The sequence below is a fragment of the Tabrizicola fusiformis genome, assembly GCF_013328815.1.
Classification (GTDB): domain Bacteria; phylum Pseudomonadota; class Alphaproteobacteria; order Rhodobacterales; family Rhodobacteraceae; genus Fuscibacter.
The window spans coordinates 65,474-83,955 of the sequence record NZ_JABUHN010000010.1 but is presented as its reverse complement, the minus strand read 5'-3'; the positions used below and the strand labels follow the sequence as shown (position 1 = coordinate 83,955).

At 66.4% G+C, this 18,482-nt stretch carries 21 protein-coding genes; 8 read left to right on the top strand and 13 right to left on the bottom strand.

The features are described 5' to 3' along the window. Positions 1–49 precede the first annotated feature (49 nt). Positions 50–310: a hypothetical protein gene (locus tag HS053_RS16115; RefSeq protein ID WP_174212295.1), complete on the bottom strand. Its 261-nt coding sequence runs from the start codon at positions 308–310 to the stop codon at positions 50–52. Positions 311–500: 190 nt separating this feature from the next. Continuing rightward, positions 501–1,901, bottom strand: coding sequence for an aminotransferase-like domain-containing protein (locus HS053_RS16110; RefSeq protein ID WP_174212294.1), 1,401 nt, complete (start codon positions 1,899–1,901; stop codon positions 501–503). An 89-nt stretch (positions 1,902–1,990) separates the two neighbouring features. On the opposite strand from HS053_RS16110, the gene HS053_RS16105 reads away from it, so the two are divergent. Further along, complete coding sequence (locus HS053_RS16105; RefSeq protein WP_174212293.1) at positions 1,991–2,212, top strand: DUF1127 domain-containing protein; 222 nt, start codon at positions 1,991–1,993, stop codon at positions 2,210–2,212. A 48-nt stretch (positions 2,213–2,260) separates the two neighbouring features. Here the strand turns inward: HS053_RS16105 and HS053_RS16100 are convergent, their stop codons facing one another. From HS053_RS16100 to HS053_RS16080, 5 genes are all read right to left on the bottom strand, one after another. Beyond that, positions 2,261–2,869: an FMN-binding negative transcriptional regulator gene (locus HS053_RS16100; protein ID WP_174212292.1), complete on the bottom strand. Its 609-nt coding sequence runs from the start codon at positions 2,867–2,869 to the stop codon at positions 2,261–2,263. Positions 2,870–2,932: 63 nt separating this feature from the next. Further along, complete coding sequence (rpsI, locus tag HS053_RS16095) at positions 2,933–3,424, bottom strand: 30S ribosomal protein S9 (protein WP_174212291.1); 492 nt, start codon at positions 3,422–3,424, stop codon at positions 2,933–2,935. A 2-nt stretch (positions 3,425–3,426) separates the two neighbouring features. Continuing rightward, a complete protein-coding gene (gene rplM, locus HS053_RS16090) occupies positions 3,427–3,891 on the bottom strand; it encodes a 50S ribosomal protein L13 (protein WP_174212290.1) in 465 nt (154 codons plus the stop codon). 204 nt (positions 3,892–4,095) lie between these two features. Beyond that, positions 4,096–4,881 (bottom strand): SseB family protein, encoded by a 786-nt coding sequence (locus HS053_RS16085; RefSeq protein ID WP_174212289.1) that lies wholly within the window; start codon positions 4,879–4,881, stop codon positions 4,096–4,098. 74 nt (positions 4,882–4,955) lie between these two features. Next, entirely contained in the window at positions 4,956–5,543 is a 588-nt protein-coding gene (locus HS053_RS16080) for a uracil-DNA glycosylase family protein (RefSeq protein ID WP_174212288.1), read from the bottom strand. A 170-nt stretch (positions 5,544–5,713) separates the two neighbouring features. Between HS053_RS16080 and HS053_RS16075 the strand changes: the two genes are divergently transcribed. The 4 genes from HS053_RS16075 to kdsA all read left to right on the top strand — a co-directional run bounded on the left by HS053_RS16075 (position 5,714) and on the right by kdsA (position 10,336). Next, the gene (locus HS053_RS16075; protein WP_174212287.1) at positions 5,714–6,925 is read left to right on the top strand and encodes a Na+/H+ antiporter NhaA; all 1,212 of its coding nucleotides are present in this window, start codon (positions 5,714–5,716) and stop codon (positions 6,923–6,925) included. 157 nt (positions 6,926–7,082) lie between these two features. Next, positions 7,083–7,742, top strand: coding sequence for an ABC transporter ATP-binding protein (locus HS053_RS16070; protein WP_174212286.1), 660 nt, complete (start codon positions 7,083–7,085; stop codon positions 7,740–7,742). A gap of 94 nt (positions 7,743–7,836) precedes the next feature. After that, positions 7,837–9,498, top strand: coding sequence for a capsule biosynthesis protein (locus HS053_RS16065; protein ID WP_194245601.1), 1,662 nt, complete (start codon positions 7,837–7,839; stop codon positions 9,496–9,498). 7 nt (positions 9,499–9,505) lie between these two features. Further along, the gene (kdsA, locus tag HS053_RS16060) at positions 9,506–10,336 is read left to right on the top strand and encodes a 3-deoxy-8-phosphooctulonate synthase (RefSeq protein ID WP_174212285.1); all 831 of its coding nucleotides are present in this window, start codon (positions 9,506–9,508) and stop codon (positions 10,334–10,336) included. A 63-nt stretch (positions 10,337–10,399) separates the two neighbouring features. Here kdsA and HS053_RS16055 read toward each other — a convergent pair whose 3' ends face one another. Beyond that, on the bottom strand, positions 10,400–11,059 hold the full coding sequence (locus tag HS053_RS16055) for an alpha/beta hydrolase (RefSeq protein ID WP_174212284.1): 660 nt from the start codon (positions 11,057–11,059) through the stop codon (positions 10,400–10,402). After that, positions 11,056–11,685, bottom strand: a complete 630-nt coding sequence (locus HS053_RS16050) for a DNA-3-methyladenine glycosylase family protein (protein WP_174212283.1) — start codon at positions 11,683–11,685, stop codon at positions 11,056–11,058. Before HS053_RS16050 ends, HS053_RS16055 begins: the two co-directional genes overlap by 4 nt. 55 nt (positions 11,686–11,740) lie before the next feature. On the opposite strand from HS053_RS16050, the gene HS053_RS16045 reads away from it, so the two are divergent. Then, positions 11,741–12,949, top strand: a complete 1,209-nt coding sequence (locus HS053_RS16045) for an MFS transporter (RefSeq protein ID WP_174212282.1) — start codon at positions 11,741–11,743, stop codon at positions 12,947–12,949. A gap of 96 nt (positions 12,950–13,045) precedes the next feature. Here the strand turns inward: HS053_RS16045 and HS053_RS16040 are convergent, their stop codons facing one another. The 4 genes from HS053_RS16040 to HS053_RS16025 all read right to left on the bottom strand — a co-directional run bounded on the left by HS053_RS16040 (position 13,046) and on the right by HS053_RS16025 (position 17,467). Continuing rightward, positions 13,046–13,825, bottom strand: coding sequence for a phytoene/squalene synthase family protein (locus HS053_RS16040; RefSeq protein WP_174212281.1), 780 nt, complete (start codon positions 13,823–13,825; stop codon positions 13,046–13,048). Continuing rightward, positions 13,822–15,438 (bottom strand): citramalate synthase, encoded by a 1,617-nt coding sequence (gene cimA, locus HS053_RS16035; protein ID WP_241699893.1) that lies wholly within the window; start codon positions 15,436–15,438, stop codon positions 13,822–13,824. Before cimA ends, HS053_RS16040 begins: the two co-directional genes overlap by 4 nt. Position 15,439: 1 nt before the next feature. Continuing rightward, complete coding sequence (cysS, locus tag HS053_RS16030) at positions 15,440–16,894, bottom strand: cysteine--tRNA ligase (protein WP_174212279.1); 1,455 nt, start codon at positions 16,892–16,894, stop codon at positions 15,440–15,442. 195 nt (positions 16,895–17,089) lie between these two features. Beyond that, on the bottom strand, positions 17,090–17,467 hold the full coding sequence (locus tag HS053_RS16025) for a VOC family protein (protein ID WP_174212278.1): 378 nt from the start codon (positions 17,465–17,467) through the stop codon (positions 17,090–17,092). Between the two features lie 95 nt (positions 17,468–17,562). Between HS053_RS16025 and soxR the strand changes: the two genes are divergently transcribed. Continuing rightward, on the top strand, positions 17,563–18,015 hold the full coding sequence (gene soxR / locus HS053_RS16020; RefSeq protein ID WP_174212277.1) for a redox-sensitive transcriptional activator SoxR: 453 nt from the start codon (positions 17,563–17,565) through the stop codon (positions 18,013–18,015). A gap of 105 nt (positions 18,016–18,120) precedes the next feature. Beyond that, positions 18,121–18,462: an MmcQ/YjbR family DNA-binding protein gene (locus HS053_RS16015; protein ID WP_174212276.1), complete on the top strand. Its 342-nt coding sequence runs from the start codon at positions 18,121–18,123 to the stop codon at positions 18,460–18,462. Positions 18,463–18,482 lie beyond the last annotated feature (20 nt).

Below are 18,482 nucleotides of genomic sequence, written 5' to 3'. Positions count from 1 at the left end.
GGCGAAAGATGTGCAGATGCCCGATTTGCGGGCAAGCCTTTCGAAGCGATCACCCGCCGATGCGTTCGATGGCGATGGCCCGCTTCTTCAGCTCGTCATACAGCGTCGGCAGCACCCGCACCGCGCCCACCGCCGCGCGCAGGGCGTCTGACAGACGCGCCTCGCTGGCATCGGCATCGGCCACACGCCAGACCATGCGGCGGGTCACGCCATCGTCATAGACAATCTCGGTGGCGCCCAGACGGGTCTTGCGCCACCCAAGGAAATCCGCCCCGCCGTGGGGGGCGTGGAAACCGGCCTGCTGTCCCATTTTCGGGCTTCCTTTTGCTCTGCTCTGGCGGAATCTTGCGCATGGTCAGACACTTGGTCAATTCCGCGCTGCAAGGCCCGGCCCCCGAAACCGCCGCGAGGGTGAATTTCGCGGCACATCGGCCACAGACAGGACACAAGACGGCGCAATCCGCCGCAAAGATGCCACAATGCCGCCACAATCGGCGGCGTCAAACCGCCATATCGCTGGGCGGCCGCGGCAGAAGCCGGGCAAGGCTTGCCAGCCCTGCCTCAAGCTGCTGGCGGGGAATATTGCCCACCATCGCCAGCCGCACCGCATTGGGCGCGCGGCCATGCACCATGGCATATTGATCGGCCGAGCGGACCAGCACGCCCTCATCCTCGGCCATGCGGGTAAAGGTCGAGGCGCGCCAGCCCTGCGGCAACCGCAGCCAGGCAAAGGGCATTCCCGCCTGCCAGGCCAGATCAAAGGCGCCCAGCCGGTTCACCGCCAGTTGCAGCCGCTCGCCCAATTCCCGCTGCACCCCGGCGCGGATGTCATTGGCCGCACCCGACTGGAACAGATCAAGGCACAGCGCCGTAACCGCCCGGCTCAGGGCGAAGAACCCGTGCTGCGCCGTCAGCCGCCCCGTCTCGCCCATGCCGGTCGGGCAGACGACATAGCCGAACCGCAGCGCCGCGCTGATGGATTTCGACAGGCTGCCGACATACCAGACCCGCTCGGGCGCCAGCGCCCGCAGCGCGGCATCGGCGGCGGTCCAGGGGGAATAGCATTCATCCTCAATCACTTGCAGGTCAAACCGGCGGGCGATGGCCACGATCTGCGCCCGCCGGGTCGCGCCCATCCGCGCGGTGGTGGGGTTCTGGGTGTCGGGCGTCAGGCACAGAACCTGCGGACCATGGCGGCGGCAGGCGGCCTCAAGCGCATCGGGGCGCATCCCCTCGTCGTCCATCTCGACGCCCACCACTTCGGCCCGCGCCAGCCGCGCGGCATAGCGGAAACCCGGGTAAGACAGGTCTTCGGTCAGCACCACCGGCCGGTCGCCGCGCAGACAGATCGACAGCACCAGCCCGATGCCATTCTGCCCGCCATGGGTCAGCATCACCTGATCGGCGTCCAGCGGGCCGATCACCCGGTCCGCCAGCCAGTCGCAGACCGCCGCCCGCAGCGGCGCCTCGGCGGTCTGGCTGGTGTAATCCAGCCAATCGGGGCCAACCGCACCCGCCATCCGGCGCAGCGCATCGGCAATCGCCTCGCCCTGCCCGACATCCGGCAATTGCGGTGAGCGCAGGTCCACCCGGCCCTGCGCCACACCCGGATCGCGCTCGAGAAACAGCGGCTGCGTCGGCCCCAGACGCGGCGCACGGGCGGCAACAAAGGTGCCGCGTCCCACCGTCGCCTCAAGCAGGCCCTCTTGCGTGGCAATCTGATAGGCGCGGCTGACGGTGCCCGGCGTGACAGACAATCGCCAGGCGAGATCGCGCACCGTGGGCAATTGTGTGCCTTCGGGCAATACAGCCGCCCGGATTGCCTCGCGCAGCGCCCGGGCCAGCGCCAGATACTTCGGCCCCTCGCCTTCGGGCAACAGCGGCGTCCAACTTGTCTCCATGACAATGTTCCTCTGGCGGCGGGAATCGCATGATTGTATGGTGTGTCTATCGAAAACGGTTCTTTGTATCAACACAAATGGAGATGATCATGTCCGCCCCCGTCGCCACCGGCCTCGCCCGCCCGCTTTCGCCGCAGGTTCCGCCCCTGTCGCGCATGGCCTTTGCGGTTGCGCGCACCGTGATGGCTTGGGAAACCCGCCGGATCGAGCGTCATGCGCTGCGCCGGCTGGATGATCACATGCTGCGCGACATTGGCCTGCCCGTGGATGAGGCAAGGGCCGAGGCGCAGAAACCCTTCTGGCGCGCCTAGGCGCCCTCCCGTTCCCCAACCTCGGGCCGCCTTCGGGCGGCCTCTTTTTTAGTCCCGGCCCATGGCCTGCATCCGCGCCACCAGCGCCGCCTTGCCCTGACGCTGCAGCCCGTCGCGCACGGCGGCGAAATCGGCATCGCTGCGGTTCTGGCTCAGTTTTGTCTTGGCGATGATCCGCACAATCTGCAACTCGAACCCCACAATCGCCGCCAGCATCCCGTCCATATAGTCGCGCGGCGCATCGGCCATCTTCCAGCCTGCCGCCCCCTCCATCTTGCGGGTCAGAAGGCCCACCGCCCGGCGCTTGAACTTGTCGCTGTCGTCCCAGCGGATTTGCGCCGTGACCTGCACCACCTGATAATTCCAGGTCGGCACCGCCTTGTGGGTGTCTGCCTTGGACGGATACCAGTCGGGCGAGACATAGCCGTCTTCGCCCTGGAACACCGCCAGCACCTCTTGCCCCTGCATCACCAACTCGTGCAGCCGGTTGGCGCGGGCGACATGGCCGATCATCCCCGCCCCGTCGCGCAACAGCGGCAGGGGATCGGCCACCAGCCCCTCGGTCGTCTGCGCAACCAGAGTGGCCAGCGGAAAGGCGGCAATCAGCCGGTCGGCCTCGTCCGGGTCGGCTTCGATGAAATGCGGCGGCAGATACATGGCAATCCTCCAGATGCAAAAAGGCGCCCGAAGGCGCCTTTCCGCAAGAAATTTCGCAAGCGATCAGCGCTTGGAGAACTGGAACGAGCGGCGGGCCTTGGCCTTGCCGTATTTCTTGCGTTCCACGACGCGGCTGTCACGGGTCAGGAAGCCGGCAGCCTTCAGCGCACCGCGCAGGGCGGGTTCATAAAGCTGCAGCGCCTTCGAGATGCCGTGCTTCACCGCACCAGCCTGGCCCGACAGACCGCCGCCGACCACGGTGGCGTAGACGTCGAACTGGCCTTCCACATTGGCGATGGTGAAGGGCTGCTTCAGGATCATCTGCAGAACCGGACGGGCGAAATAGACCGCCATTTCCTTGCCGTTGACCACGACCTTGCCCGAGCCGGGCTTGACCCAGACGCGCGCGATGGCGTTCTTGCGCTTGCCGGTGGCATAGGCGCGGCCCAGCTTGTCACGCACGGCGACGCGGGGGGCGGCAGCCACGGCTTCGGCGGCCGGAGCCGCAGCGCCGACGGCCGATTTCAGATCGTCGAGGGATTTGATGTCGGCCATGATCACGCGCTCCGGGTGTTCTTCGGGTTCAGGACTTTCAGGTCCAGAACGGTGGGCTGCTGCGCTTCATGCGGATGCTCGGCGCCGGCGTAAACGCGCAGGTTGGTCATCTGCTGACGGCCCAGACGGTTGCGGGTGATCATGCGCTCAACGGCCTTGACCACGACGCGCTCGGGATGCGCGCCTTCCAGCACCTGCCGCGCGGTGCGCTGCTTGATGCCGCCCGGATGGCCGGTGTGCCAGTAATAGACCTTGTCATTGCGCTTGTTGCCGGTCATCTGCACCTTGTCGGCGTTGACGACGATGACATTGTCACCCATGTCCATGTGGGGGGTGAAGGTCGGCTTGTTCTTGCCGCGCAGGATGTTGGCGACGATCGTGGCGAGGCGGCCCAGAACAACGCCCTCGGCGTCGATCAGGATCCACTTCTTCTCGATATCCGCCGGAGTAGCGGTGAAGGTTTTCATGTGGCTGTCCCATGAGGAATGGCGAGGGTTGCCCCCCGGAATCTCGGATGGCGGCTTATCGCCGGAAGCGCCCATCAGGTCAAGCGTCAACCTTCATTTAATACCAATCAAAATCAATGCGTTACAAAATACGGTATTATAATACCCCATTCCTCCCCAAGTATCCCACGGGGGTCCGGGGGTGTGAAACCCCCGGCGCCGACCTCACCGCAGGCGCGGCGGCTTCAGAGGATCGCTGCCCGGCGCCGCAGGGGCCGCCGGTTCCGGCGCCACCTCGGGCAGCGGCACGTCAAAGACCAGCCCGGCCCGCAGCAGCGCCGGCACTGCCGCCGCATCTGAGGCCATGAAGGTCACGTCCAGCTCTGCCGCATCCACGCCGGAAAAGGCCAGCGCCTCGGCCATGGCGCGGGCCAGCGGCGCCTCGGCCTCGGGCACGGCATCAAGGATGGCCAGCACATGACCCCGCCGCCCGCACTCATAACGCACCCCCGCCAGCACGGCGGCCCGCGCCAGCCCCGCGGCGCCTGAAAGGGTAAAGCGCAGCGCATCGTCCAGCGCGGGCGGCAGGCCCTGCGGCGGCACAAACGCCTCAACCTTCGCCTCCATCGCCTGCGGGTCGGCGCCCAGCCGTTCGGCGATGAAGCCCATCGCCTCGGGCGGCAACATCACCTCACTGGGCGCGCCGGTGCCGAAGTTCAGGCCCAGCGATACGCCCTGCCCCGCCAGATGCTGCGCCACGATCCGCCCGGGCAGCGCGGCATAGGGCAAGGGCGCATCGCCCAGCACCGCCAGCCGCTCTTCGGCGTCAAAGGCCAAGAGGACAGGGCCATCCTCAAGGTCAAAGACGCGGGGTTGAATGCGTTCACCCTCGGCCTCGCGCTCCAAGAGCAGGAAGAGCGGGACATCGGCCAGAAGGCGGTAAAAGGCCAAAGCCTCGGCCTCGCCGCCCGCGCGCATCGCGGCATGGGCCTGATCAAGAGCGGTCTGCATCGCGGTTCCTCCGGGCATCCAAGGCCAGACAGCGGTAGACCCGCCCCGGGCGGGCGGCAAGCAAAACCTGCGGTTCAGGACGGCGCCAGCGCCTCTTGCACCGCGCGGCGCAGGGCCGGAACCACCTCAGCCTCGAACCACGGGTGCCGCTTCAGCCAGCCGGAGTTGCGCCAGGACGGATGCGGCAAGACAAACACCCCCTGCGCGGCATGGGCGCGCCAGTCGGCCACGGCTGCCGTCACATCGCGCAGGCCCAGATGCCAGCGGATTGCGGCTCCGCCCAGCAGCACCCGCAGCCGCAGGTCGGGCAGGTCCGCCATCACCCGCGCCCGCCATGTCGCGGCACAAAGCGGCGGCGGCGGCAGGTCGCTGCCCTTCGCATCCAGCCCCGGAAAGCAGAAGGCCATCGGCACGATGGCCACGCGGGCAAGGTCATAGAACGCCGCCTCGTCCAGCCCCAGCCAGTCGCGCAGCCGCACCCCCGACGGGTCGGTAAACGGCCGGCCCGAGCCGTGGACCCGCACCCCCGGCGCCTGCCCCGCGATCAAGAGCCGCGCCCCGGGCCTGAACCACACCACCGGGCGCGGCGCATGTGCCGTCACCGTCGCGGCAAAGCGCGGCGCACACAGGCGGCAGGCGCGGATCTCATCGGCAAGTTCCATGGCCGCAGCCTGCCGCAAACTGCCCGCTGCCACAACGGCCCGGACCGGCACCGGCAAAGCGCGCTTCCTGTCACAGTCCGGGCAAAGCCGCGCCCGCCCCCTTGCGCCGCCCGCGCCCCATGTTAAGCCCGGAAAAACACCCCCCGGAACCCGCCCCCGGAAAGCTGCCCATGTATCGCGTCTCTCCCTTCGTGCGCCATTTCGCCGTTGCCCTGCTGGCCGGGGCCGGGGCGGCGACGCTTTGGGTCAACACCGATCCTGCGGGCTATTATGACGCCATCGAATACCGGCTGCTCGACCTGAACCTGCCCGGCTGGCTGGCACCGCAGGGGTTGAGCCTGACGCCGCTGTCGCTGGTGTCCGATGGGCTGATGGCGCTGTTCATGGCCTTCATCGGCAAGGAATTATGGGAGGCGCTGGTGCTGGAGCGCGGCGCGATGTCGGGCGGGCGGGCCCGGGCGCCGCTGTCGGCGGTGATCGGCGGCGCGTTGGGGGCGGTTCTGCTCTGGGTGCTGACCGGCGCCCTGATCGAGACGGCGATCGAGGCGGAATTTGCCACAGGCTGGCCGGTGCCGATCGGTTCGGACGTGGTTCTGGGCTATCTGGTGGGGCGACGGGTGTTCGGGCCGGGCCATCCGGCGCTGCATCTTTTGCTGCTCATCACCATCGGCTTTGACATTCTGGGGCTGGTGGTGATGGGTCTGGGCGACCCGGAGGTGACGCTGCGGCTGGTCTGGCTGGCGCTGCCTGCCCTCGCCTCGGGCGGGGTCTGGGCGCTGGTCGGGCGCCGCCCCGGCCCCCATGCGACCGAGCGGGACCGGCGGCGCGGCATGGCGCTCTGGCCCTATGTGCTGGCGGGGATCGTGAGTTTTATCGGCGTGGCCGCCTCGGGCCTGCCGCCGGCCTTGGGGCTGTTGCCGGTGATCCCGGCCATTCCCCATGCCGACCGCTCGTTCGGCCTGTTCGCCGAGGCGGAGGAATTCCTGCATGACCCGCTGAACCGGCTGGCGCATCTGCTGGTGCGGCCGCTGGCGCTGGTGCTGTTCCTGTTCGGGTTGACCCGCGGGGGGATCGAGCTTGCGGCCTTTGCCCCCACCACGCTGACCACGCTGGCGGCACTGTGGATCGGCAAGCCGCTGGGTGTGCTGGCCGGGCTGACGGTGGCGCTGGCCTTTCTGCGCGCAAGGCTGCCGCAGGGGGTGGCCGGGCGCGACCTGTTGCTGATCGCCATGGTGTCGGGCATGGGCTTTACGGTGCCGGTTGTGGCGTTGGACAGCGCCCTGCCCGGCGGCGGCATGACCGAGGCGGCACGGCTTGGCCTTGCGCTGTCGCTTTTGGCGGGGCCTTTGGCGCTTCTGGCGGCACGGCTGCTGAAACGGTGAACAATTTCGCCGCCCGCAGCCCATTGTCAATCAAACTGCGATGACGACATAATCGTGCCCCAATAGCACGGTATCGCAAGAGGTCAGGAACCCGGCGGATGAAACGGGTCGTTAAGGACACTCCGCTATCCAGGGCAGGACGGGGCAAGAGGCAGGGATGATCGCGTTCGAAGACGTCAGCAAATCCTTCTGGACCGGGCGGACGCGCAAAGTCATCCTCGACCGCGCCTCGTTCAAGGTGGAGCTGGGCAATTCGCTGGGCATCCTCGCCAAAAACGGCACCGGCAAGACCACCGTGATCAACATGATGGCGGGCCTTGAAAAGCCGGATGAGGGGCGGGTGATCCGCACCTCGCGCATTTCCTTTCCGCTGGGCTTCATGGGCGGCATCACCGCCAAGCATTCGGCCACCGAAAACAGCCGCTATATCGCGCGGCTCTATGGCCTTGACCCCGATTATGTCGAAAGCTTCTGCCGCTGGCTCTGCGCGCTGGACGATTATTTCGACCTGCCGATCGGCAAATATTCCTCGGGGATGCGGTCGCGGTTTTCCTTTGCGCTGATGCTGGCGCTGGAATTCGACATCTATCTGATTGACGAGGGGATGCCCTCCTCGACCGATGTCGAGTTCAACCGCAAGGCCGGGCAGGTTCTGCGGCAGCGGCTCAAGAATGCCACGGTGATCATCGTGTCGCATCAGGCGGCCACGCTGGAAAAATTCTGCCGTTCCGCAGCCGTGCTGCGCAATGGCCAGTTGTATATGTTCGACACTCTGGAAGAGGCGAAGCGGCTTTATGACTATGAAGCTCAAAGTTAATCGGTTCCGCACCCGCCGTCCCGACCCTGTTGCACCGGCTCCGGCGGCGCCCGTGGCGGCTCCCGTTGCCGCCGCCGCGCCCCCCCGCCTTCCCGTGACCGAGGTTCCGCCCCGTCCCGCCGCCGCGCCCGCGCCGCGCCCGCAGCCGGTGATCGGCGATGATGCGTTTCAGCCCGGGGCCGAGGAGGACGGCTTTGGCGCCGGCCCCTTCCCCACCGCCGCCCGCGCGCCGCAGAATGCTGCGCCAACCGGGACCGCCATGGTTCCCCCCGGCTCGCCCGAAGCTGCGCCGATGGAAATCGACGCCATCCGGCGCGAGGGGCTGACCGGGCGCCAGTTGCGCATGGCCCGCCGTCTGGCGCAAAAGCACGAACTGCCCGCAACCTCGGATTTCGACGCGGTGCGCCTGTTGCGCGCCCGCGGCATTGACCCGTTCCAAAGCAACGCGGTGCTGGACCTTGTGACAAGCGCAGGGGGCGGCGGCGACGGCCTGCCGCCGGGCGGCTCGCGGGCGCTGACCGTGACGCCGGGCGGACAGGGCGGGATGCAACTGCCGCAGACGATCAAGGCTGCACAACTGCCCTCGCCCGAATTGCGGGCCGAACAGGCCCATATCGCCGAGGTTGGCCGCATTCAGCGCGACATTGCCCGCCGCCGCCGCCGCCGTTCGGCGCTCTTGATGGCGCGGCTGTTCATCTTTGTGATCCTGCCGACGATCCTTGCCGGGATCTATTATTACACCATCGCCACGCCGCTTTATTCGGCCAAGACCGCCTTCGTCATCCAGCAGGCCGAACCGGCGGCGGCGGCGGGCATGACCAGCCTGTTGCGCGGCACGCCCATGGCCTCGTCTCAGGACAGCATCGCGGTGCAGGGCTATCTGCAAAGTCAGGTCGCCATGACCCGGCTTGAGGCCGACAACGGCTATCGCGCGCATTTCTCGGCCCCCGAAATCGACCCGATCCAGCGCATCGCACCCGATGCCTCGGAGGGGGATGTCTACCGGCTTTACCGCAAGACGGTGAAAATCTCATATGACCCGACCGAAGGCGTCATCCAGATGGAGACGATGGCCGCCGATCCGCAAAAGGCGGTGGAGTTTGCCGAGGCGCTGATCGGCTATGCCGAAGAGCAGGTCGATCAGATGACGCTGCGCCTGCGCGACGACCAGATGAAAGGCGCGCAGGAAGCCTATGACGAGGCCGAGGCCAAACTGGCCGATGCCAACCGCCGCGTGGTCGAGTTGCAGGAACGGTTCAAGACCATTTCCTCGGAGGTCGAGGTCTCGCTGATCACCGGCCAGATCGGCCAGCTTGAGGGCCAGTTGACGCAAGACAAACTGTCGCTGGCACAGATGGAATCGAACGAAAGCCCGAATGCCGCCCGTATGGAACCGCTGAAACGCCGCATCGCCACGCTGGAAGAAGAAATCGGCAAGCTGCGCGCCAAGCTGACCGAAGACAGCGCCTCGGGCCTGTCGGTGGCCAAGATTCAAAGCGAACTCCTCATGGCGCAGGCCGATGTGCAGACCCGGCAGATGCTCTTGGCCTCGTCCTTGCAGGCGATGGAATCTTCACGGGTGGAAGCCAACCGCCAGACCCGCTATCTTGCCATCTCGGTCGCTCCGGTGGCCCCGGACGAAGCCTCTTATCCGCGTGCCTTTGAAAACACGCTGGTGGTGCTGCTGATCTTTACCGGGGTCTATCTGATGATCTCGATGACAGTGGCGATCCTGCGCGAGCAGGTCACGGCCTGAGGTGACAATGAAAGACGTATCCATCGGCGGCCTGACCGCCGGCAATGACCGCCCCCTTCTGGTGATCGCGGGGCCCTGCCAGTTGGAAAGCCTGGACCATGCCCAGATGATCGCAGGCGTTCTGGCCGAAGCCTGTGCCAAGGCCGGCGCGCAATATGTGTTCAAGGCCAGCTATGACAAGGCCAACCGAACCAGCCTCAAGGGCAAGCGCGGCATGGGGATGGAGGCGGGCCTCAAGGTGCTGGCGGCCGTCAAGGCTATGGGAATGCCGGTGCTGACCGATTTCCACGAGCCGGAACAGGCCGCCGAAGTGGCCTCAGTAGTGGATGTGCTGCAAATCCCGGCCCTTCTCTGCCGTCAGACCGACCTTCTGCTGGCTGCGGGCCGCACCGGCGCGGTGGTGAATGTGAAGAAGGGCCAGTTTCTGGACCCCTATGGCATGGCCAATGTCGCCGAAAAGATCGCCTCGACCGGCAATGAAAAAATCATGCTGACCGAGCGGGGCACCACCTTTGGCTATAACGGCCTTGTGGCCGATATGCGCAGCCTGCCGATCATGGCGCGCACCGGCTATCCGGTGATCATGGATGCCACCCATGCCGTGGCCTTCCCTGGGGGCCTTGGCGACAGTTCGGGTGGGCAGCGCGAGTTTGCGCCGGTGCTGGCGCGGGCTGCGGTGTCGCTGGGCATTGCCGGGGTTTTCCTTGAAACCCACCAAGACCCGGACAAGGCGCCGTCAGACGGGCCGAACATGATCCGCCTGCATGACATGCCCGCGCTGATCGACAGCCTGATGGGTTTCGACCGGCTGGCCAAGGCCAATCCGCTGCGGGTGTGACACGCCTCCGGGGGGCGGCAGGAAAAATTTTCGCCGAAAATTTTTCGCGCCCGGCCCCGGGGTTCAGCCCGGAAGCTGTTCTTTCAGGAACTGCATAGTCACGCTCAACCCATCCGGCGCGATGCCATGCGGCGTGCCTTCCATGATATGGCCGTAGACGTCGAACCCCGCCGCCGCCAGCGCCTCGGCGGCGCGGTCCATTTCGGCAAAGGGCACCACCGGGTCACGGTCGCCATGGATCAGCATGACCGGCGGGCGGGTTTTCACCTCGCCCAACAATTCCGGGGCAAGCAGCCGGCCGGAAATCGCCACCACCGCTGCCACGGCCGGGGCGCGGCGGGGGGCGACATGCAGGCTCATCATCGCGCCCTGCGAAAAACCGACCAGCGCCAGCGCCTCGGGGCCAAGGCCCTCGGCCACAAGGCGGGCGTCAAGGAAGGCGTTGAGGTCTTCGGCCGAACGGGCCCCCCCGGCCTTGGCCTCTTCCTCGGGCGTGCCGTCCATCCAGGGGATGCCGAACCATTGCCGCCCCATCGGGTTGCCGGCACAGGGCTCGGGCGCGTCGGGGGCGACAAAGACCGTATCGGGCAGGTGCGGCGCCAAGGGATCGGCCAGACCCAGAAGGTCGGCCCCATCGGCGCCATAGCCGTGCAGGAACACCACAAGGCTGCGCGTCTTGCCCGAGCGGGCGGCTTTGCGGCCGAATTTCAGTTCTCGCGTCATCGGATGCCCTCTCTTGACCGGATCACCCGGTAGTAGGCCCAAAGCGCACGCGCCGCAACGGCACGCCAGGGGCTCCAGTCTTCGGCCATGGTGCGCAGGGCGCGTTCGGTGGGCCGGTCGGGCAGACCGAAGAGGTGCCGCGCCCCCTCTTGCAGGGCAAGATCACCGGGGGCGAAGACATCGGCTCGCCCCAGCGCGAACATCGCATAAATCTCGGCGGTCCAGAGGCCGATGCCGGGCACCGCCGTCAGCACCTTGACCACCTGCGCATCGGGCATGTCGCGCAGCGCGGCAAAGTCGATGCCCGATTGCGCCAGCGCCCTGCCATAGCGGGCCTTCTGCCGGGAAAGGCCCGCCGCGCGCAGGTCTTCGTCGCTGGCTGCCGCCATGGCGTCCTGTCCGGTCAGCCCCGCCGCCTCAAGCCGTTTCCAGATCGCATCGGCCGAAGCGACGGAAACCTGCTGGCCGACGATGGCATCGAGAAGCGCGGTGAAGCCGTCTTCCTGCCGGCGCAGCGGCAAGGGCCCGGTCAGCGCCAGCGCCGCGGCAAACCGGGCATCCTGCCCGGCCAGCCATGCGGCGCCTTCGGCCACGCAGGCATCGGTCTGTATGATCCGTCCGAACATGGTTTCCTCTTTTGCCCTTGCTGCCCTGCGGGCGTGGGTCTACGCCTTGCGCATCATGCAAGACGTAGACGACCGCCTCGCCCGCCGCAATGTTCTGGTCCTTGTTGCCGCGCAGGCGGTGCTGGGGGCGCAGATGCCCATCATCTTCACCATTGCCGGTCTTGCAGGCCAGTCATTGGCGCCCAACCCCTGCTGGGCGACGCTGCCAATCTCGGCGGCCGTTCTGGGCTCGATGCTGACCGCGACGCCGATTTCCGCCTTCATGACGCGGTTCGGGCGGCAGGCGGGTTTCGTGGTGGGGGCCATGGGCGGCGCCACCGGGGCGCTGCTGGGGGCGCTGGGGCTGTTGTGGTCCAGTTTCTGGCTGTTCGTGCTGGGCGGGTTGTTTACCGGCATCTATATGAGCGCGCAGGGCTTTTACCGCTTTGCCGCCGCCGATACCGCAAGCCCCGCCTTCCGGCCCAAGGCGATTTCCTGGGTGATGGCGGGGGGGCTGCTGTCGGCCGTCTTCGGCCCGCAACTGGTGAAGGCGACCGCCGAGGCGATGGTGGTGCCCTTCCTTGGCAGCTATCTGGCGGTGGTCGCGCTGAATGCGGTCGGTGTGCTGCTGTTCATCTGGCTGAAAATCCCCAAGCCGCGCCCGCCAGCGCCCGGCGCCGCTCAGGGCCGCAGCCGGATGGAACTGATCAAAACCCCGGTGATCGCGGTGGCGATGATCTGCGCCACGGTCTCTTATGCGCTGATGAATCTGGTGATGACCTCTTCGCCGCTGGCGGTGGTGGGCTGCGGGTTCCAGACCTCGGATGCGGCCAATATCGTGACGGGCCATGTGCTGGCCATGTATGCGCCGTCCTTCATTACCGGCCATGTGATTGCCCGGCTGGGGGCCGAGCGGGTGGTGGCGATCGGCCTCTTCATTCTGGCAGGAGCCGGAGGGGTGGCGCTGGCCGGGGTTGATCTGGAGAATTTCTATCTCGCGCTGATCCTGTTGGGGATCGGCTGGAACTTCGGCTTCATCGGCGCCACGGCGATGCTGACCGCAGCGCAGGCGCCCGAAGAGCGTGGCCGGTTGCAGGGGCTGAACGACCTGATCGTGTTCGGCGGGGTGACGCTGGCCAGCCTGTCGTCGGGTGGGTTGATGAACTGTTCCGGCGGATCGGTGCAGGCGGGCTGGCAGGCGGTGAACCTGGCGATGACGCCGTTCCTGATCCTCGCTGGGGGCGCGCTGATCTGGCTGATGCTGCGGCCGAAGGAAACGCGCTAGAATCCCTGGCGTTGCGCTTTTGGCCGGGGTCGGACCGGGGGTTTCACACCCCCGGACCCCCGTGGGATATTTTCAGACAGATGAAAAGGGCGCGGATTACCAGCGGCCGCTGAGCGCCTGCCAGAGCAGGGAGCCGCGGCGGCGGAACTCGGACAGGGTCAGTCGGTCTTCGGCGACGGCCATTGGGTCGCTTGCCGCGAGCCGCAGCAGGCTCTCAGTCTGCCAACCGGCCAGCAGCGCCTCTTGTGGCAGCCCGCGCAGCGCCGCCCGGCCTTGCCTTGCGGCGTGAAGTTGCAACAGCCCCGCCCGGGCCAGCGCCTGCACCGCAGCAGGCCGACCGTCCACCAGCGGCAGCCGCCCCCGCGCTTCAAGTGCCGGAACCGCGCGCAGGAACCCGGCCAGCCCGGCGGCGGCGCCGAATTGCCGCGCCACAGCGACCGCCGCAGCATCGCCCCCCAGCGCCTGCACAGACAACGCCATCAGCGCGCCTGATGTGGCGTCGAGATAGCTCTGAAACGCCGCCGGATCGGCAAAAGCCTCGCTCCAGACATCCCAGCGACGGGCCTCGGCCATGGCCTGCAAGGCCGCCACCGGCAGCGCACAATCGCGGATCAGGGCATGAAGCGGACCGGCCACCTCATGGGCGCGGGGCGTGGGTTCGGCGACCACATCGACCCACCATTGCAGCCGCATTTCGGCGATCATCGGTTCCTTGCTGGCCCAGGGCGCGCGGGCCAGTTCCAGATTGTAGGCATAAAGCACCGCCAGCGCCGGACGCGCCGGCGGCCGCGCCGCCATCAGCGCCGCGAAACGGTCGGGGTCGCCCTTCTGCACCAGATCGGCGCAGTCCTGCCATCCGGGCGCGGTCCATGTCATGCCGGGGCACCAATGTCGCGGATCAGTTTCCAGGTGATGGCATCCAGCAGCGCCTCAAAACTGGCATCCACGATGTTGGGCGACACGCCGACGGTGGACCAGCGGCGGCCCTGCCCGTCTTCGCTGTCGATGATGACCCGCGTCACCGCTTCGGTGCCGCCATTGGTGATGCGCACCTTGAAATCCACCAGTTTCATATCGTCGATGCAGGTCTGATAGGGGCCGAGATCCTTGGCCAGCGCCTTGGCCAGCGCGTTGACCGGGCCACGGTCGCCGCCGGTTTCGTCCATGCTGTCGCTGACCGACATCATCTTGCGGTCACCGATTTTCACCACGACCACTGCTTCGGACAGGCTGATCATCCGGTCATACTTGTTCTTGCGGCGTTCCACCGTGACGCGGTAGCGCTTGACCTCGAAGAAGTCCGGGCAAAGCCCCAGTTCCCGCCGCGCCAAAAGTTCAAAGCTGGCCTGAGCGCCGTCATAGGCGTAACCCTGATCCTCGCGCTCCTTGATGATTTCAAGGATGCGGCCAAGGCGGGGGTCCTTCGGCTCCACCTCGATGCCCGCGCTGGCGAGCCTTGCGCGCAGGTTCGATTGCCCGGCCTGATTGCTCATCGGGATGACGCGGGCATTGCCGACCGCCTCGGGCGGGATATGTTCGTAGGTGGTCGGGTCTTTCAGGATCGCGCTGGCATGAAGGCCCGCCTTATGGGCAAAGGCGCTGGCGCCGACATAAGGCGCCGCCCGCAACGGCACGCGGTTCAGGATATCGTCCAGCATCCGGCTGGTTTTCAAGAGCCCTGCCAGCGCGTGATGGCTGACGCCGGTGTCAAACCGGCTGGCATAGGGTTCTTTCAGCAGAAGCGTCGGGATCAGCGTCACCAGATTGGCATTGCCGCAGCGTTCGCCCAAGCCATTCAGCGTGCCCTGCACCTGCCGGCATCCCGCCTCGACCGCCGCCAGCGAATTGGCCACGGCATTGCCGGTGTCGTCATGGCAATGGATGCCCAGCCGGTCGCCCGGAATACCCGAGGCAATCACCTCCGCCACCACGCGGCCCACTTCAGAGGGCAGCGTGCCGCCGTTAGTGTCGCACAGGACCACCCAGCGGGCACCCTCATCCAGCGCGGCGCGCAGGCAATCCAGCGCATAGCCGGGATTGGCGCGGTAGCCGTCAAAGAAATGCTCGGCATCCAGCATCGCCTCGCGGCCCTTGGCGACCAGATGGGCGATGGAGGCGCGGATCGCCTCGCGGTTTTCCTCAAGGGTCACGCCAAGGGCGGTGGTGACGTGAAATTCATGCGTCTTGCCGACAAGACAGACGGCGGGCGTTTCGGCATTGAGGACCGCCGCCAGAACATCGTCATTCTCGGCAGAGCGGCCCACCCGTTTCGTCATACCGAAGGCGGTCATCGTGGCGCGCAAGGGCGGCGCCTCGGCAAAGAACTCGCTGTCGGTGGGGTTGGCGCCGGGCCAGCCGCCCTCGACATAATCGACGCCAAGCGCATCCAGCGCCAGGGCGATCTGGCGCTTTTCGGCGGCCGAGAACTGCACGCCCTGCGTCTGCTGCCCGTCGCGCAGCGTGGTGTCGAATAGGTAAAGGCGTTCCATCCTACTCTCCCCACAACGCATCGAGCAGGTTCACGTCAAACTCTTCGAGCCGTTCGAACTCCGGCTCGGCGTCTTTCATATCCTTTACGGCGACGCCAGCGGCCCTCAGCCCGTCACGAATGCGATCAGCCGCCGCCCAGTCCTTCCTCGCCTTGGCTCGGTCACGCTTCTGCAAGAGATCGCGGATCAGCCCGGTCTCGGCATCCGAAAATCCCTTCACGCGCGTCCAATCGGGCACGCCGTTGTCCATGAAGCCCAGAAGGTGAAGGCTGCCGCGCAATGCCGAGGCATCACCAGCATTCGACAATGCATGGCATTGTGTAATGGCCTCATGGGTATTCAGATCATCACCAAGAGCATCGACAACCGGTCGATATGGCTCTGTATCGTTCTTGGACAAGCCGACTTGCCGATACCATTTTATCAATGTCTGCTTTGCTTGTGCCGCCTTCTCCGCCGTCCAGTCCATCGGGCTGCGGTAATGGGTGGAGAGGTAAACGAACCTTATCACCTCACCCGGCACGCCCTGATCCAGCAAATCCCTTACCGTAAAGAAATTCCCCAAGCTCTTGGACATCTTCTTGCCCTCGACCTGCAGCATCTCGTTGTGCATCCAGACCTTGGCAAAGCCAGAACCGGGATGCGCGCAGCAGCTTTGGGCGATTTCGTTTTCGTGGTGGGGGAATTGCAGGTCAAGGCCGCCGCCGTGAATGTCGAATTCGTGCGAATGTCGCTGCGCTTCGACTGAAAGTTTTTCCTTAAGGTCTTCCCACAAGAGCTTGTCGGCCATCGCCGAGCATTCGATATGCCAGCCGGGCCGCCCCCGGCCCCAAGGGCTGTCCCAGCCCGGTTCCTCGTCGGACGATGGCTTCCACAGCACGAAATCCATCGGGTCTTCCTTGATGGGCGCGACCTCCACCCGGGCGCCGGCGATCATGTCATCGACCGACCGGCCCGAGAGCGCGCCATACTCCTTGTAGGAGCGCACGCGGAACAGGGCATGTCCCGCCGCCTCATAGGCATGACCGCCGGCAATCAGCCCCTCGATCATCGCGATCATCGCGCCGATGAACTCGGTCGCACGCGGCTCGTGATCGGGCCGCAGCGCGCCCAAAGCATCCATGTCGGCGTGATACCAGCCGATGGTTTCCTCGGTCCGCTCGTGGATCAGGTCCTCCAGAGAACCCGCAGCACCTGCCTTCTGGCGGGCCAAAGCTGTGGCGTTGATCTTGTCATCCACATCGGTGAAGTTGCGGACATAGGTGACATGATCTGCCCCATAGACATGCCGCAGCAGCCGATAGAGCGTGTCGAACACCACCACCGGGCGGCCGTTGCCCAGATGGGCGCGGTCATAGACCGTGGGGCCGCAGACATACATCCGCACGTTCTTGTCGTCGATCGGGGTGAAGTCTTCCTTCATCCGCGTCTTGGAGTTGTGCAGCCGGATTTTCATGTCTTCCCCCAAAGCAGCCTCAGGCACGCCCTTCCCGGCGCGGGTCTAGCAAGTTCGGTCTTCCGGAGGAATGACGAATGCGCCCGCGCGACCAATGGTCAGCAGGTAATGCAGCAGGTGCCGATGATGCAGCGTTTCGTCATGCTGGCTTGGCTATCACGCGGGCCCGGCGCAGCGCAAGGCCCGCGTGGGGTGTCAGGTATAGCTCACAATCTCATATTCTACGCCATCGGGGTCGCGGAAGTAAAAGCGGCGACCGGGTTCGTAATCGGCATGAGAATGCGTCTCGATCCCCTCGGCCTTGACACGCGCTTCGGTGGCGTCGAGGTCATCGACCACCACCGCCAGATGGTTCAGCTCGCCCGCCGTGGTATAGCTGTCTGGCGGGCCGCCTTGCGCGCCCTGCCCGCGGTAAAGCGCCAGATACTGGTCCTTGGTGCCCACATGCACCGAGCGTCCGCCATAGATCGACCCACCCTGCCAGCGGGTCTGCCAGCCGAAGAGGCGCTGCAACCGGGCGGCGGTCGCCTCGGGGTCGGGGACGGTCAGGTTGACGTGTTCCAGAAATGCCATGGTCGCGGCTCCTTTTGCCTTGCGATTTGTCTTGCGATTCGGGGTCATGGCCTCTTTTGTGGAATCTCAAGCGCACTTGAGATCAAGGGACATGGATGACCCGCGGACTTTCCATCGGCGATCTGGCCGCGCGCACCGGGCTGTCGGTGCCCGCCATAAGGCATTACGAAACGCTGGGTCTGCTGGCGCCCTTGCGCAATGCCGGCGGGCATCGCCGCTATGACCGCAGCGACATCCGGCGGCTGTCGTTCGTGCGCATCGCGCAGGGCCTGGGCTTTCCTCTGGCCGAACTTGCGCAGGTGCTGGCCGGGCTTCCGCAGGGCCGCCCGCCCTCGCGGCAGGATTGGGCGCGGATCGGCACCGGGTTCCGGGTGCAGATCGACGCCCGCATCGCCGCGCTGGAAGGGCTGCGCGACAGGCTGGACGGCTGCATCGGCTGCGGCTGCCTGTCGCTGGACAAATGCGCGCTGTGGAATCCCGGCGATGCGGCGGCCCGCCATGGGCCGGGGCCGCGCTGGCTGATGGGGGACCGGCACGAACCGGATTGAAGCTGCGCTTGTGGCGGCGGGCACAAGGGGGCGCTGCCCCCTCGGGATATTTGGGAGCGCGCCCGAGTGGCTTGATCGGACGGCGATTGCCTGTAGGCTGGCGGCATGACCCGCGCTTTCGTCAACGCCCGTTGCGCCGTCCTGCCCGGCGCCACTCACTCCGACCCTTGGGGCGGCGGGCATGATGCGTGGAAGGTGGGCGGCAAGCTCTTTGCCGTGGTGGGCGCGATGGAAGACCATGGCGTGTCGGTGAAATGCCCCGATGTCGAGACCGCCCGCCTGCTGATCGAGGTGGGCCGCGCCGAACGCGCGCCCTATTTCCACGCAAGCTGGGTGCGCCTGCCCTGGGGTTTGGTGGATGAGGCCGAACTGGGCGAGCGGCTGGAAACCTCCTACCGGATCATCCGCGCCAGCCTGCCGAAGAAGGTGCAGGCCAGCCTTGGCTGACCCTTTGCAGCCCTGGCCTT